The organism is Arthrobacter sp. B6, from assembly GCF_001663775.1.
In the GTDB taxonomy this organism is placed as follows: Bacteria; Actinomycetota; Actinomycetes; order Actinomycetales; family Micrococcaceae; genus Arthrobacter.
On sequence record NZ_KV467168.1, the window covers coordinates 2901344 to 2913837 of the forward strand.

The following is a 12494-nucleotide window of genomic DNA, read 5'->3' on the forward strand; positions in this document are numbered from 1 at the left end:
GTCAAACCGTGAAACTCATTCCTTACTGGCTGGACACAGCCGAAGCATCCGGAGACTACCGGCAGACGCCGGTACCGGAAAATGTCGACGTCGCCATCATCGGCGCCGGATTTACGGGGCTGTCCGCGGCCCTGGAATTTGCCAAGCAGGGCGCGAGCGTTGCTGTCTTCGAACGCCACACCGTGGGGTGGGGCGCGTCCGGCCGCAACGGGGGAATGGCGACGACCGGGTTGGCCATCAGCTTCAGCACCGCGGTCAAGCGCTACGGCGCGACCCGCGCCGTGGAGATGTTCCAGGAATACAACGATGCCATCGACACCATCGAGAAGCTCGTGCATGACAATGGCATCGACTGCGACTACAACCGCTTTGGAAAGCTTTCGCTCGCCTTCCACAAGTCCCACTACGAGGGCTTCCTGAAGTCGCAGGAGAAGCTGGCCACCCTGGCCGACCACCATGTCACCGTTATCCCCAAGTCCGAGATCCACAGCGAAATCGGCACGGACTTCTACCAGGGCGCGATGGTTGACCCGCTCGGGGCTGGTCTGCACGTGGGCAAGTTTGTCCATGGCCTGGCCGGTGTGGCTGTTGCCGCCGGAGCGGACATCTGCGAGAACGCGGCCGTGACCGAGCTGAAGAAGGTCTCCGGCGCCGTGCACGACGTGCACACCACCCGGGGCATCACCAGGGCCAAGCAGGTCCTGGTCGCCACCAGCGGCTACACCGGCAACATCACGCCATGGATGCAGCGCAGGGTCATTCCGGTGGGCAGCTTCATCATCGTGACTGACCCGCTGCCCGAAGACGTGGTCAACCGCATCCTGCCGAACCGGCGCCAGGCGTCCGACAGCAAGATGCTGACCTACTACTTCCGGATCACCCCGGACAACCGTCTGCTCTTCGGCGGCCGGGCCCGCTTCGCGCTGTCCAGCCCGGACTCGGACGTCAAGAGCGCCGAGATCCTCCGCAAGGCCATGCTGGAACTCTTCCCCTACCTGTCCAACGCCAAGGTGGACTACATCTGGGGCGGCCTGGTGGACCTGTCCATGGACCAGATGGTTCATGCGGGCCAGCACGACGGACTCTTCTACTCCCTCTGCTACAGCGGACACGGCGTCCAGATGGCAGCGCACATGGGCAAGCGGATGGCCCACTACATGGCCGGCGACAAGTCAGCAAATGTCTGGGAAGACCTGAAGAACCCGCCCGTCCCGGGCCACTTCGGTCCGCCCTGGTTCCTGCCCTTCATCGGCGCAGCGGCAAAAATCATCGACCGGGTCAAATAGGCAGGATAAGGGTTCATATGCTTTCATCAACGACCGCGGCTCAAGCGCGCCCACAAACAGCTGAGGAAACAGGGTATGGCCGGGCAAACGTGGCCAACCTTCCTGGCGGTGCTTTCATTGAAGGCCAGTGGCAAACCGCTGACAGGACCTTGGAAATACGGGATCCTGAAGATGGCATCCTGCTTGGCCGGGTCTGCACCTCAACCCCACAGGACGTGCGGCGCGCGATCGCCCACATTCACCGCCACCTCCAGGTTGACGTATGGCCGCTCCGTTCACGCCGCGTAGCGCTGGAGAACGCTGTGCACCTCCTGGGCGAACAGTCTGAGCGGTTCTCGAAGATCATTGCCGCGGAAAGCAGCAAGACGATCACCGAAGCCGAGCGTGAGGTGCGGCGCTGCATGGAAACCCTGAGGCTTTCTGCCGCCGCGTCCAGCGAGCTGGCGGGGGAGACTCTGGGCTTTGATGACAGCATGGCCGGCGGTAACAAAATCGGCTGGTACAGCCGTAAGCCGGTGGGGATCGTCGCGGCCATCACACCGTTCAACGACCCCCTGAACCTGGTGGCACACAAGCTGGGCCCGGCCATCATCGGAGGCAACGGCGTCGTGCTTAAGCCTTCCGGCCGGACCCCGCTGTCCGGGCTGGCACTGGTCCAGCTGCTGCTCGAAGCCGGCGTCCCGTCGGGACGTCTCGCCGCGATCGTGGCCGGTCCGGGCGTTTCCGAAGCGCTGGTGACGGATCCGCAGGTGGACCTGATCTCCTTCACCGGCGGTCCGCAGACCGCGGACCGCATTGCCGCCGCCGCGGGCGCCAAGAAGATCCTCTCCGAACTGGGCGGCAACAACGCCACGATCGTCTGCCCTGACGCTGACGCCGTCCAGGCAGCCGAGGCGATCGTGGCCGGGGCATTCGGCGTTGCCGGCCAGAACTGCCTGTCCGTGCAGCGGGTCTACGTCCACATCTCGCTCTTCGACCAGGTCCTTGAACACGTCACCGCCGGCACCAGGGCGCTCAGGACCGGGTCGAAACTGGACCGCAACACCGATGTCGGGCCCCTCATTTCCGAGGAAGAGGCCAAGCGGATCGAGGAATGGGTGGAGGAGGCCAAAGCTGCCGGCGCCACCATCCACGCCGGCGGCAAACGCCGTAACGCCTTCTACGAACCCACGGTCCTGACCGATGTGCCGTCGCACTGCCGGGTGATCCGGGAGGAAGTCTTCGGGCCGGTAGTCAGCATCATGCCGTTCATCGAAGTCCAGGACGCCATTTTTGCGGCGAACAGCTCCGATTACGGTCTCCAGGCCGGTGTCTTCACACAGTCCATCAACCTTGCCATGGCCATCGCCGACCGGTTGCATGTAGGCGCCGTGGTCATCAATGAGACCAGCGACGTCCGCATTGATTCCATGCCTTTCGGCGGATTCAAGAAGTCCGGCGTAGGCCGCGAAGGTGTCAAGTATGCCGTCCTGGAGATGACCGAACCCAAGAACACCATCATCAACCTCGGAGAGCCGACCCGCCGGCCACAACCGGGCTGGCTGACAGAACGGACGCCATGAGCACCCACAGCATCGCAGTCATCGCCGGTGATGGGATCGGCAAGGAAGTCGTTCCGGCGGCCATTGAATGCCTGGAACGGATTGCCCAACTCCATTCCCTGAACCTGGAGTTCACTTCCTTCGACTGGGGCTCGGACTACTACGGCCGGCACGGGCGGATGATGCCCGTGGACGGGCTGGAGCAGCTGGCCAGGCACGACGCCATCTTCCTGGGCGCCGTCGGTTCACCGGAGGTTCCCGACGCGGAATCGCTGTGGGGGCTGCTGATCCCCATCCGGCGTGAGTTCCAGCAGTACATCAACCTCCGCCCGGTCAAAACGCTCGACGGCGTCGCCTCACCTCTTGCGGCCAAGCACCCAATCGATCTGCTCATCGTCCGGGAAAACAACGAAGGTGAATACTCCGAGGTCGGCGGCCGGATGTACCGTGGCCTGCCCCACGAGACCGCGGTGCAGGAAACCATCTTCACCCGCCTGGGAGTCTCACGCGCTGCACACTTCGCCGCAGCACTTGCTGCTTCCCGCCAGGGCCGGCTGACGTCCGCGACCAAGAGCAATGGCATTATCCACACCATGCCGTTCTGGGACGACGTGGTTGAGGAAACGGTGCGGGAGTACCCGGGCGTCACCCTGACCCACGAACTCGTCGATGCCCTTGCCGCGCACCTGGTCCTGAAGCCCTGGACACTGGATGTCATCGTCGCCTCCAACCTCCTTGGGGACATCCTCTCGGACCTGGGCAGCGCCGTCACGGGCTCCATCGGCCTGGCCCCCAGCGCCAACCTCAACCCGGAAGGCGACTTCCCGTCCCTGTTCGAGCCGGTCCACGGTTCGGCTCCGGACATCGCCGGGAAGGGCCTGGCCAACCCGGTCGGACAGATCTGGTCCGGCGCGATGATGCTGGAGCACCTCGGCCACCCCGAAGCAGCGGCCCACCTCCAGGCCGCATTCGAGGCTGCGTTGCGCGACGGCCACGGCACCCGCGACGTCGGCGGAACCTCATCGACGTCGGAATTCACGGCCGCCGTCCTGACCGCCATCAACACCCTTGCCCCGGTGCCGGCATGACGGCCACCGCTGCAGGACGCAAGCGCCCCATCGTCGCGGCCCTTTACCGGGAGGCGCTGCCGCCACGCCTGGCAGAGGTCCAGGAGCTCGCCGAGGTCAGGCTGACCAAGGCAGACGGCCTGGCCAAGGCGATGGACGGCGCCGACGTGCTCTACCAGTGGCACTCCTTCTCCCCGGCGCTCAAGGACAACTGGGACGCCGCTTCCTCGCTGAAGTGGATCCATGTCAGCGCGGCAGGCGTCAGCCAGCTGATGTTTGACGGGCTGGTCCAGAGCGATGTGACCTACACGAACTCCCGCGGCGTCCTCAGTACCGCCATCGCCGAGTTCGCGCTCGGCTTCGTCCTGGACATGGCCAAAGACTCCCAGGGCTCCTTCAGGCTCCAGCAGGAGCAACGCTGGCAGCACCGGACCACCCGCAAGATCCAGGGCCAGACCGCCCTGGTGGTGGGCACCGGATCCATCGGCCGTGAAATCGCCCGGCTCTTCCGCGCCGTCGGCATGGACGTCGACGGTGCCGGCCGGACAGCCCGGCCAGGGGATGCCGATTTTGGCCGGATCCATGCCTCCGGCAACCTGGCCGGAACCGTCCATGACTACGACTACCTCGTCCTGGCCGCGCCGCTTACGGCCGAAACCAGGGGACTCGTGGGCGCCGAAGTCCTTACCGCGATGAAGCCCTCCGCCCGGCTGATCAACGTCGGACGCGGTGAGCTGGTGGACACCGCAGCGCTGACTGACGCGCTCACCTCAGGCACCATTGCCGGTGCAGCCCTGGACGTTGTCCACCCTGAACCGCTGCCCGAAGGACACGCCCTCTGGGACATGGAAAACGTCATCATCACCCCCCACATGAGCGGTGACACCGAAGACTACCTCGATGACCTCGGCAAGCTCTTTGTGGACAACCTGAAACGGTACTGCACCGGCGAACCACTGGAAAACGTCGTCGACAAGTCGCTCGGCTTCGTCTCCGCCTCTTGAACTCGCCATCCCCAGCTACGCAAGAAGAGAAAGGAAACGACATGAAGAAAAGATCCTTGGTCGCACTGTCCGGCTACGGCGCCGGCGCTGCGTCCCTGACGGGGCATCACTGCCCGCAGACCGGCCTGTGGCTGGCGGATGAAGACCCCAGGCCGAAATTCGTCTCCCGAGGAGACGTGATGCCCGCGGTCAACGGCCGGCCCACACACTGGACGCTGAGCACTGAGGCAGATTTGCAAAGCGGGCAGTTTCACGTCGAGAGGTAAGCCTGCCGGTAGTCCACGTGCGGAATCTTCGGGCCGGCACCCCTGTCTGTGGCCTGTTGGTTGTCAGTACACTGGGTCGCATGACTGAGCAGGAACCGGCCCGGTCCAGGGCTGCGGCGGCTTCCGACGGCGGCGGGGGCCTCCCCGAGGACGTCACCGCCACCACCGCACCAGTAGAGGACGGCGGGTCCCCGCACCTCGCTGATCCCGACGCCGTCGACACTTCCTTGCGCAGTCCGGCGGAGCGGTCCCGCACGTTCACCGGGATCCTGGTGAACACCGCCCTCGCCAACATCACCACCAGCTATTTGTGGTTTGCGCTGACGTTCTGGGTATACCTGGAGACGCGCAATGTGATCGCCACAGGGGTCATCGGCGGCGCCTACATGCTGTTGATCGCCCTGTCCAGCATCAGCTTCGGCACCTTCGTTGACCGCTACCGCAAGCTGGCCGTGATGCGTTTCGCCGCCGGCTTCACCCTGGTGATGTTCGTGCTGTCCGGGGTCATGTTCCTGCTGACGCCCACCGCCTCGCTGCTGGACCTGACCCAGCCATGGTTCTGGGTCTTCACCCTGATCATCCTGGTCGGCGCGGTGGTGGAGAACATGCGCAACATTGCCCTCTCCACCACGGTCACCATCCTCATCGAGCCGGAGCGGCGGGCCAACGCCAACGGGCTGGTGGGCATGGTGCAGGGACTGATGTTCATCGTCACCTCCCTGCTCTCCGGGCTGTCGGTGGGGCTGCTGGGGATGGGCTGGACGGTCGTCGTCGCCCTTGTCCTCACCGCGCTGGCATTCGCGCACCTGCTCACGCTGCGCATGCCCGAGGAAGTCCGCGCAGCAGCAACGGACGCGCATGGCGGATTCGACCTCCGCGGTTCCCTCGCTGCCGTCCTGGCCATTTCCGGGCTTTTTGCGCTGATCCTGTTCTCCACGTTCAACAACTTCATTGGTGGCGTCTACATGGCGCTGATGGACCCCTACGGCCTGGAGATGTTCCCTGTGGAGCTGTGGGGGGCCTTCTTCGCGCTCGGCTCCACAGGGTTCATCCTGGGCGGTGCGCTGATCGGCAAGTTCGGACTCGGGTCCAATCCGTTACGCACCATGCTCATCGCGGTATGCCTGATGGGGGTCCTCGGTGCGGTGTTCACGCTGCGGGAGTGGGCGTGGCTCTACGTCGTGGGCATCTGGCTGTACCTGATTTTGGTGCCTTTCGTGGAGGCGGCCGAGCAGACGGTCATCCAGCAGGTGGTGCCTCTGCATCGGCAGGGCCGGGTGTTCGGGTTCGCCATGGCGTTCGAGTCCGCGGCAGCGCCGATCACCGCGTTCCTTATCGCGCCGCTCGCCCAGTTCTGGATCATCCCGTATGCGCGGTCAGCAGAGGGCGCAGCCCAGCTGGCCCCGCTGCTGGGCGAGGGCATCTCCCGCGGCATCGCACTCGTGTTCCTGATAGCTGGGATCATCATGATCGCGGCGGCGCTGCTGGCCTTCCTGAGCCCGGTCTACCGCCGGGTCTCGGCGTCATATGCGCAGGCCGCTGCAGCGGAGCCGGGGACGGCAAAGAGCGACTCTTAACGTGCCGGACGCTCCCGCGGAAGTTCAGAAGTGCGAGAGCGTCCGGTGAAACGGCGCAGGAAGTGCGAGAGCGTCCGGTGAAACGGCGCAGGAAGTGCGAGAGCGTCTAGACTCCGAGGGCTTCCTTCAGCGCAGCCACGTGGCCGTCGGCCTTCACCTGGTACTGGGCGAGCGTGACCTTGCCCTCGGGGTCCAGGACCACGGTGGAGCGAACGATGCCCTCAGTGATCTCGCCGTTGACCAGCTTCTCGCCCCAGGCGCCGTAGGCCAGGGCAACGTCGTGGTCCGGGTCGGACAGCAGCGGGAAGGTCAGGGAGAAATCGCCTGTGAAGCCGGCCAGGGCCTCCGGGGCGTCGGGCGAGATGCCGATGACCTCGTAGCCCTTGCCCTGAAGGGAAGCGAGGCTGTCGCGGAAATCGCAGGCCTCGGTGGTGCAGCCGGGCGTGGCCGCCTTGGGGTAGAAGTACACGATGACGTTCTTGCCACGGTAATCGGCCAAGGCAGTCTGGCGGCCCTGGGCGTCCTGAAGGGTGAAATCAGGGGCCTGGGTTCCGGGCTGGAGCTTGGTGGTCAGGGTCTGGCTCATGGCGTTCCTTTGGAAGACTTTGTCATTTACTGGCAAAACATCAAGTGAAGCGGCTTCCCGCTCAGTGATACAACTCCGGCGTCATATGCAGTATTCCGCCGGACCGCGGACAGTGGCGCATTGCCCGGGCACAAATTGGTAGCCGCCGCCCCTGACGGTGGCCACGGCATGGCGCGCATTTCCGAGTTTCCGACGGATCCGGCCGACGTACACGTCGATGGACCGGGCCGAAGCGCCGGGCGTCTCGAACGAGTCCAGGAACTCCTGCAGCTCCTCCCGGCCCACGGTGCGGGACAGGTGGGTCACCAGGTACCGGAGCACCTTGAATTCCACGCCGGTCAGCGGCACGGGGCGGCCGTCCAGCAGGACCTGGTCGGCGGCAAGGTCCACAGCCATGCGGCTGACAGGGCCGGCCGACGGCGGCAGCCGGGTGCCGCCGTCGTCCTCGCCGGGTGCCCCAGGGGGCGCGCCGGCACGGAGGGTCTCCGCCGCGGAAGGAGGCTGAGAGGAGTCGTCTGCGGCTCCTTCCGCGGCAGCGGAGAAACCCGTGGTGGGCGCTCCGGCGGCGGGCCAGTGGACTTCCGCCTCCGGAGCAGATCGAAGGGCGCGTTCCAGCACCAGCCGGGCGGCTCGGGCCACGACTTCCGGGCTGGTGCCTTCCTGCGGGACCACCCACACGGCCAAGCCGCGGGCAGCGGCCCCGGTGGCATCAACCCGGGCAGCAGGCCCGGCGGCTAGCACGGGCCGGGCCACCGCCCGGGGGTGGTGGGCTTCCACTGCCACGGCGCGGCCTTAGACTCCGCCGCGGCGGATCAGCTTGCCGGTGGGGGTGCGGCCGTCCACCACGCTGCCGCGGAGGAACGTCTTGCGGACCACGCCGGACAGTGCCTTGCCGTCGTAGGGGGTGATGGGGTTTTTGTGGTTGAGCTTGGAGACGTCCACCACGAAGGCCTCGTCCGGGGCAAAGACGGAGAAGTCGGCATCGTATCCCAGCGCGAGCTGGCCCTTGTTGGAGAGGCGCGCGAGTGCGGCCGGCTTCTCCGCCATCCAGGACACCACCTGCTCCAGCGGGATGCCGCGGTGCCGGGCTTCGGTCCAGATCACTGAAAGCCCCAGCTGCAGCGAGGAGACACCGCCCCAGGCCACGGCAAAGTCGCCGTTTTCGAGGTCCTTGAGGTCAAGGGTGGAGGGGGAGTGGTCCGACACGATGCAGTCGATGGTGCCGTCCTGCAGGCCCTGCCACAGCAGCTCGCGGTTGGAGGCCTCGCGGATGGGCGGGCAGCACTTGTAGGCGGTGGCGCCGTCGGGGATTTCCTCGGCCATCAGCGCCAGGTAATGCGGGCAGGTCTCCACGGTGAGTTTGACGCCGTCGCGCTTTGCGCTGGCAATCATGGGCAACGCGTCCGACGACGAGAGGTGCAGGATGTGCGCACGGGCGCCGGTCCAGCGGGCCCGCTCGATGACTTCGGCGATGGCCTTGTTTTCCGCGCCTCGCGGACGGGACGCCAGGAAGGTGGAGTAGTGGTCGCCGCCGGGGTGCGGGGCGCGGTCGATGGCGTGGGAGTCCTCCGCATGGACGATCATGAGCGAGTCGAAGGACTTCAGCTCGGCCATGTCCTCTTCCATTTCATCCGCGTCCAGGTGCGGGAACTCGTCCACGCCCGAGTGCAGCAGGAAGCACTTGAAGCCGAACACGCCTTCGTCGTGGAGGGGACGGAGGTCCGCCTTGTTGCCGGGGATGGCGCCGCCCCAGAACCCGACATCCACAAAGGCCTGGTCCTCGGCCACCTCGCGCTTGAGCTTGAGCCCGTCCACGGTGGTGGTTGGCGGGATGGAGTTCAGCGGCATGTCGATGATGGTGGTGACGCCGCCGGCGGCGGCTGCCCGGGTGGCGGAGGCGAAGCCCTCCCATTCCGTGCGGCCGGGTTCGTTGACGTGGACATGGGTGTCCACCAGTCCCGGGAGCAGGGTTTCGTCGTCGGCGAGTTCGATGATCTCGGTGCCCGCGAGCCCATTGCCCAGCGGTTCGATGGCAACGATCTTGCCGCCGCGCACGCCCACTTCACGGGGCGCGATGCCGGCGGTGGTGAGGATGCGCTCGCCCCGGATCACCAGGTCAAAGCGTTCAGACATTCAGGGGCTCCTTTGTGCCGATTCCATTCTCCGGGGCCGGGATGGCCAGCTCCTGGAGGATGTTCTTTCCCAATTGTTCAAGCAGGGACGCTGCTTCAGCTATACATATATCTACCTTGGGCTCCAGTGCCGTCAGTGGGTAGACCTGCCGGAAGCCGGATTCCTGCTGCTGTTCCGGAGTCAGCGTGGTGCGCCCGCAGACGGCCACCGCCGGAACCCCGGCGGCGGCTGCGGCCCGGGCCACCCCCATGGGCGTTTTGCCCAGCAGGCTTTGTTCATCCAGGCTGCCTTCGCCGGTGATTACCAGGTCTGCGCCGGCCAGGCGGTCGGCCAGCCGGGTGAACTCGAGCACGACGTCGATGCCTGGCCGGCGGGCGGCGGCCAGCACGGCGATGGCGGCATAGCCCACACCGCCGGCTGCCCCGGCTCCCGGTGCTTCCGCCGCGCGCTCGGCGCGGAATCCGATTTCCCTGGCCAGGACTTCGACAAACCTGGCCAGGGCGGTGTCGAGCAGATCGACATCCTGGGGTGAGGCGCCCTTTTGCGGGCCGAAAACCGCCGCGGCGCCCTGGCGGCCCAGCAGGGGATTGTCGACGTCGGACGCCAGCACAAAGCGTGTGTCCACCAGGCGGGGTTCAAACCCGGTGAAGTCGATGCTGTGCAGGTTCGCCAGCGCGGCCCCTCCGGCCGGCAGTTCGTTGCCCGTGGCATCCAGGAACCTGGCGCCGAGGCCCTGCAGGAGCCCGGCACCGCCGTCGGTATTCGCGCTGCCCCCAACTCCCAGCACGATGCGGCGGCAGCCTGCGTCCAAGGCGGCGCGGATCAGCTGGCCGGTGCCCAGGCTCGTGGCGGTGGTGGCGCTGGTGCTGTCGGGCTGCCCGCCGCTGAGCACCTGCGGGAGGAGGGCCAGGCCCGAGGCAGCCGCCATCTCGATGACTGCCTCGTGGCCGCGGACGGCGAAGTCCGCCTCGATCGGCTCGCCTGTAGGCCCGCTGACTGTGGCGCTCTGCCGGGTGAAGCCGGAGCCGACGGCGGCATCCAGGGTGCCTTCGCCGCCGTCGGCTACGGGGATCCGGAGGATGTCCAGGTTACTGATTTGTGCCGTTCCGGCAGCGAGCTGCAGTCCCCTTTCCAGGTGCCTGCAGACATCGGGGGCGGAGAGGGATCCCTTGAACTTGTCCGGTGCGATCACGATCCGCATGTTAGGCCTGCAGGGCCAGGATGGCGGTGGGGGCGTCCGCGGCGGTCTCGGCCAGTTCCTCGAACTCGTTGATGGCGTTGATTTCCACACCCATGGAGATGTTGGTGATCTTTTCGAGGATCACTTCAACCACCACGGGCACCTGGAATTCGCCCATGAGGGCCTTGGCCTTGTCGAACGCCGCGGCGAGGTCGCTTGGGTCCTCCACGCGGATGGCCTTGCAGCCCAGGCCTTCGGCAACCTTGAGGTGGTCCACGCCGTAGCCGTTGGTTTCAGGGCTATTGATGTTGTCGAACGCCAGGGACACGTTCTGCTCCATGCTGAAGCCGCGCTGCGACTGGCGGATCAGGCCCAGGTACGAGTTGTTCACCACCACGTGGATGTACGGCAGGTTGAACTGGGCGCCCACGGCGAGTTCCTCGATCATGAACTGGAAGTCGTAGTCACCGGAGAGGGCAACAACGGTCTCGTCAGGCTTGCCGCGAACGACGCCGAGGGCCGCGGGTGCGGTCCATCCCAGGGGTCCTGCCTGGCCGGCGTTGATCCACTTGCGCGGGCCGAACACGTGCAGCATCTGGGCGCCGGCGATCTGGGACAGGCCGATGGTGGACACGTAGATGGTGTCGCGGCCGAAGGACTTGTTCATCTCCTCGTACACACGCTGCGGCTTGATGGGGATGTTCTCGAAGTGGGTCTTGCGGTGCAGGGAAGCCTTGCGCTCGGCACATTCGGCGACCCAGGCGCTGTAGTCCGGCAGGGACTTCGCCGCCTGGCGCTCGCGGGCCAGTTCAACCAGCCCGGCCAGCGCCGCACCGGCGTCGGACGCGATGCCCAGGTCCGGCGAGAAAACCCGGCCGATCTGGGTGGGTTCGATGTCGATGTGCACAAACTTCCGGCCTGCTGTGTAGGTGTCCAGGCCGCCGGTGTGGCGGTTGGCCCAGCGGTTGCCGATGCCGATCACGAAGTCGCTGCGCAGGTAGTTCTCGTTGCCGTAGCGGTGGGAAGTCTGCAGGCCCACCATGCCCGCCATCAGCGGGTGGTCGTCGGCGATGGAGCCCCAGCCCATCAGCGTGGGGATGACCGGAACATTGAGTATCTCGGCGAGTTCCACCAGCTGGGCGGAGGCGCCGGCGTTGATGATGCCGCCGCCGGCCACGATCAGCGGGCGCTCGCCTGCGGTCAGCATGTTGAGGGCCTTTTCGAGCTGCCTGCGGCTGGCCTTGGGCTTCTCGATGGGCAGCGGCTCGTAAGTGTCGATGTCGAATTCGATCTCGGCCATCTGCACATCGATGGGCAGGTCCAGCAGGACCGGGCCGGGGCGGCCGGAGCGCATCAGCTGGAAGGCCTTCTGGAAGGCGCCGGGAACCTGGCCGGGCTCCAGGACGGTCATGGCCATCTTGGTGACGGGCTTGGCGATGGATTCGATGTCCACGGCCTGGAAGTCTTCCTTGTGCAGCTTGGCCACGGGGGCCTGGCCGGTGATGCAGAGCATGGGAATGGAGTCTGCCCAGGCTGCGTAGAGGCCGGTGATCATGTCGGTGCCGGCGGGGCCGGAGGTGCCGATGCAGATGCCGATGTTGCCGTCCTTGGCGCGGGAGTAGCCGTCGGCCATGTGGCTGGCGCCTTCGACGTGGCGGGCCAGGGTGTGGCGGATGCCGCCGTGGGCGCGCATGGCGGAATAAAAGGGGTTGATTGCCGCGCCTGGCAGGCCGAACGCCTCGATGGCGCCTTCCTTCTCCAGGATGGCAACCGCTGCATCAACGGTACGCATCTTGCTCATGGTGTGCTCCTAAGAAGTCTGTGGTGTACCCGGGGTTGAGCTTGTCCGGGCTG

At 66.1% G+C, this 12494-nt stretch carries 11 protein-coding genes; 6 read left to right on the forward strand and 5 right to left on the reverse strand.

Annotated elements, in window-relative coordinates:
* The first annotated feature begins 8 nt into the window (after positions 1-8).
* From AU175_RS12890 to AU175_RS12915, 6 genes are all read left to right on the forward strand, one after another.
* Entirely contained in the window at positions 9-1286 is a 1278-nt protein-coding gene (locus AU175_RS12890) for an NAD(P)/FAD-dependent oxidoreductase (RefSeq protein WP_066289455.1), read from the forward strand.
* A gap of 89 nt (positions 1287-1375) precedes the next feature.
* Complete coding sequence (locus AU175_RS12895) at positions 1376-2848, forward strand: aldehyde dehydrogenase family protein (RefSeq protein ID WP_231938548.1); 1473 nt, start codon at positions 1376-1378, stop codon at positions 2846-2848.
* Complete coding sequence (locus AU175_RS12900) at positions 2845-3915, forward strand: tartrate dehydrogenase (RefSeq protein ID WP_066289463.1); 1071 nt, start codon at positions 2845-2847, stop codon at positions 3913-3915. Before AU175_RS12895 ends, AU175_RS12900 begins: the two co-directional genes overlap by 4 nt.
* Complete coding sequence (locus AU175_RS12905) at positions 3912-4898, forward strand: D-2-hydroxyacid dehydrogenase (protein WP_066289467.1); 987 nt, start codon at positions 3912-3914, stop codon at positions 4896-4898. The genes AU175_RS12900 and AU175_RS12905 overlap by 4 nt, the downstream gene beginning before the upstream one ends.
* A gap of 41 nt (positions 4899-4939) precedes the next feature.
* Complete coding sequence (locus tag AU175_RS12910; RefSeq protein WP_066289469.1) at positions 4940-5164, forward strand: hypothetical protein; 225 nt, start codon at positions 4940-4942, stop codon at positions 5162-5164.
* An 80-nt stretch (positions 5165-5244) separates the two neighbouring features.
* The gene (locus AU175_RS12915) at positions 5245-6741 is read left to right on the forward strand and encodes an MFS transporter (protein WP_231938549.1); all 1497 of its coding nucleotides are present in this window, start codon (positions 5245-5247) and stop codon (positions 6739-6741) included.
* Between the two features lie 106 nt (positions 6742-6847).
* Here the strand turns inward: AU175_RS12915 and bcp are convergent, their stop codons facing one another.
* The 5 genes from bcp to gcl all read right to left on the reverse strand — a co-directional run bounded on the left by bcp (position 6848) and on the right by gcl (position 12441).
* On the reverse strand, positions 6848-7327 hold the full coding sequence (gene bcp / locus AU175_RS12920; protein WP_066289472.1) for a thioredoxin-dependent thiol peroxidase: 480 nt from the start codon (positions 7325-7327) through the stop codon (positions 6848-6850).
* A gap of 81 nt (positions 7328-7408) precedes the next feature.
* The gene (locus tag AU175_RS12925; RefSeq protein ID WP_066289474.1) at positions 7409-8110 is read right to left on the reverse strand and encodes a winged helix-turn-helix domain-containing protein; all 702 of its coding nucleotides are present in this window, start codon (positions 8108-8110) and stop codon (positions 7409-7411) included.
* A 9-nt stretch (positions 8111-8119) separates the two neighbouring features.
* Positions 8120-9460 (reverse strand): allantoinase AllB, encoded by a 1341-nt coding sequence (allB, locus tag AU175_RS12930; protein WP_066289477.1) that lies wholly within the window; start codon positions 9458-9460, stop codon positions 8120-8122.
* Positions 9453-10661, reverse strand: coding sequence for a glycerate kinase (locus AU175_RS12935; RefSeq protein ID WP_066289479.1), 1209 nt, complete (start codon positions 10659-10661; stop codon positions 9453-9455). The genes allB and AU175_RS12935 overlap by 8 nt, the downstream gene beginning before the upstream one ends.
* A 1-nt stretch (position 10662) precedes the next feature.
* Positions 10663-12441 (reverse strand): glyoxylate carboligase, encoded by a 1779-nt coding sequence (gcl, locus tag AU175_RS12940; RefSeq protein ID WP_066289480.1) that lies wholly within the window; start codon positions 12439-12441, stop codon positions 10663-10665.
* Between the last annotated feature and the right edge of the window lie 53 nt (positions 12442-12494).

Bases quoted from the DNA above. Each gene is read 5' to 3' on its own strand.
- AU175_RS12900 (WP_066289463.1), top strand. From the start codon at position 2,845: ATGAGCACCCACAGCATCGCAGTCATCGCCGGTGATGGGATCGGCAAG.
- bcp (WP_066289472.1), bottom strand. From the start codon at position 7,327: ATGAGCCAGACCCTGACCACCAAGCTCCAGCCCGGAACCCAGGCCCCT.
- AU175_RS12915 (WP_231938549.1), top strand. From the start codon at position 5,245: ATGACTGAGCAGGAACCGGCCCGGTCCAGGGCTGCGGCGGCTTCCGAC.
- AU175_RS12905 (WP_066289467.1), top strand. From the start codon at position 3,912: ATGACGGCCACCGCTGCAGGACGCAAGCGCCCCATCGTCGCGGCCCTT.
- AU175_RS12935 (WP_066289479.1), bottom strand. From the start codon at position 10,661: ATGCGGATCGTGATCGCACCGGACAAGTTCAAGGGATCCCTCTCCGCC.
- gcl (WP_066289480.1), bottom strand. From the start codon at position 12,441: ATGAGCAAGATGCGTACCGTTGATGCAGCGGTTGCCATCCTGGAGAAG.
- allB (WP_066289477.1), bottom strand. From the start codon at position 9,460: ATGTCTGAACGCTTTGACCTGGTGATCCGGGGCGAGCGCATCCTCACC.
- AU175_RS12910 (WP_066289469.1), top strand. From the start codon at position 4,940: ATGAAGAAAAGATCCTTGGTCGCACTGTCCGGCTACGGCGCCGGCGCT.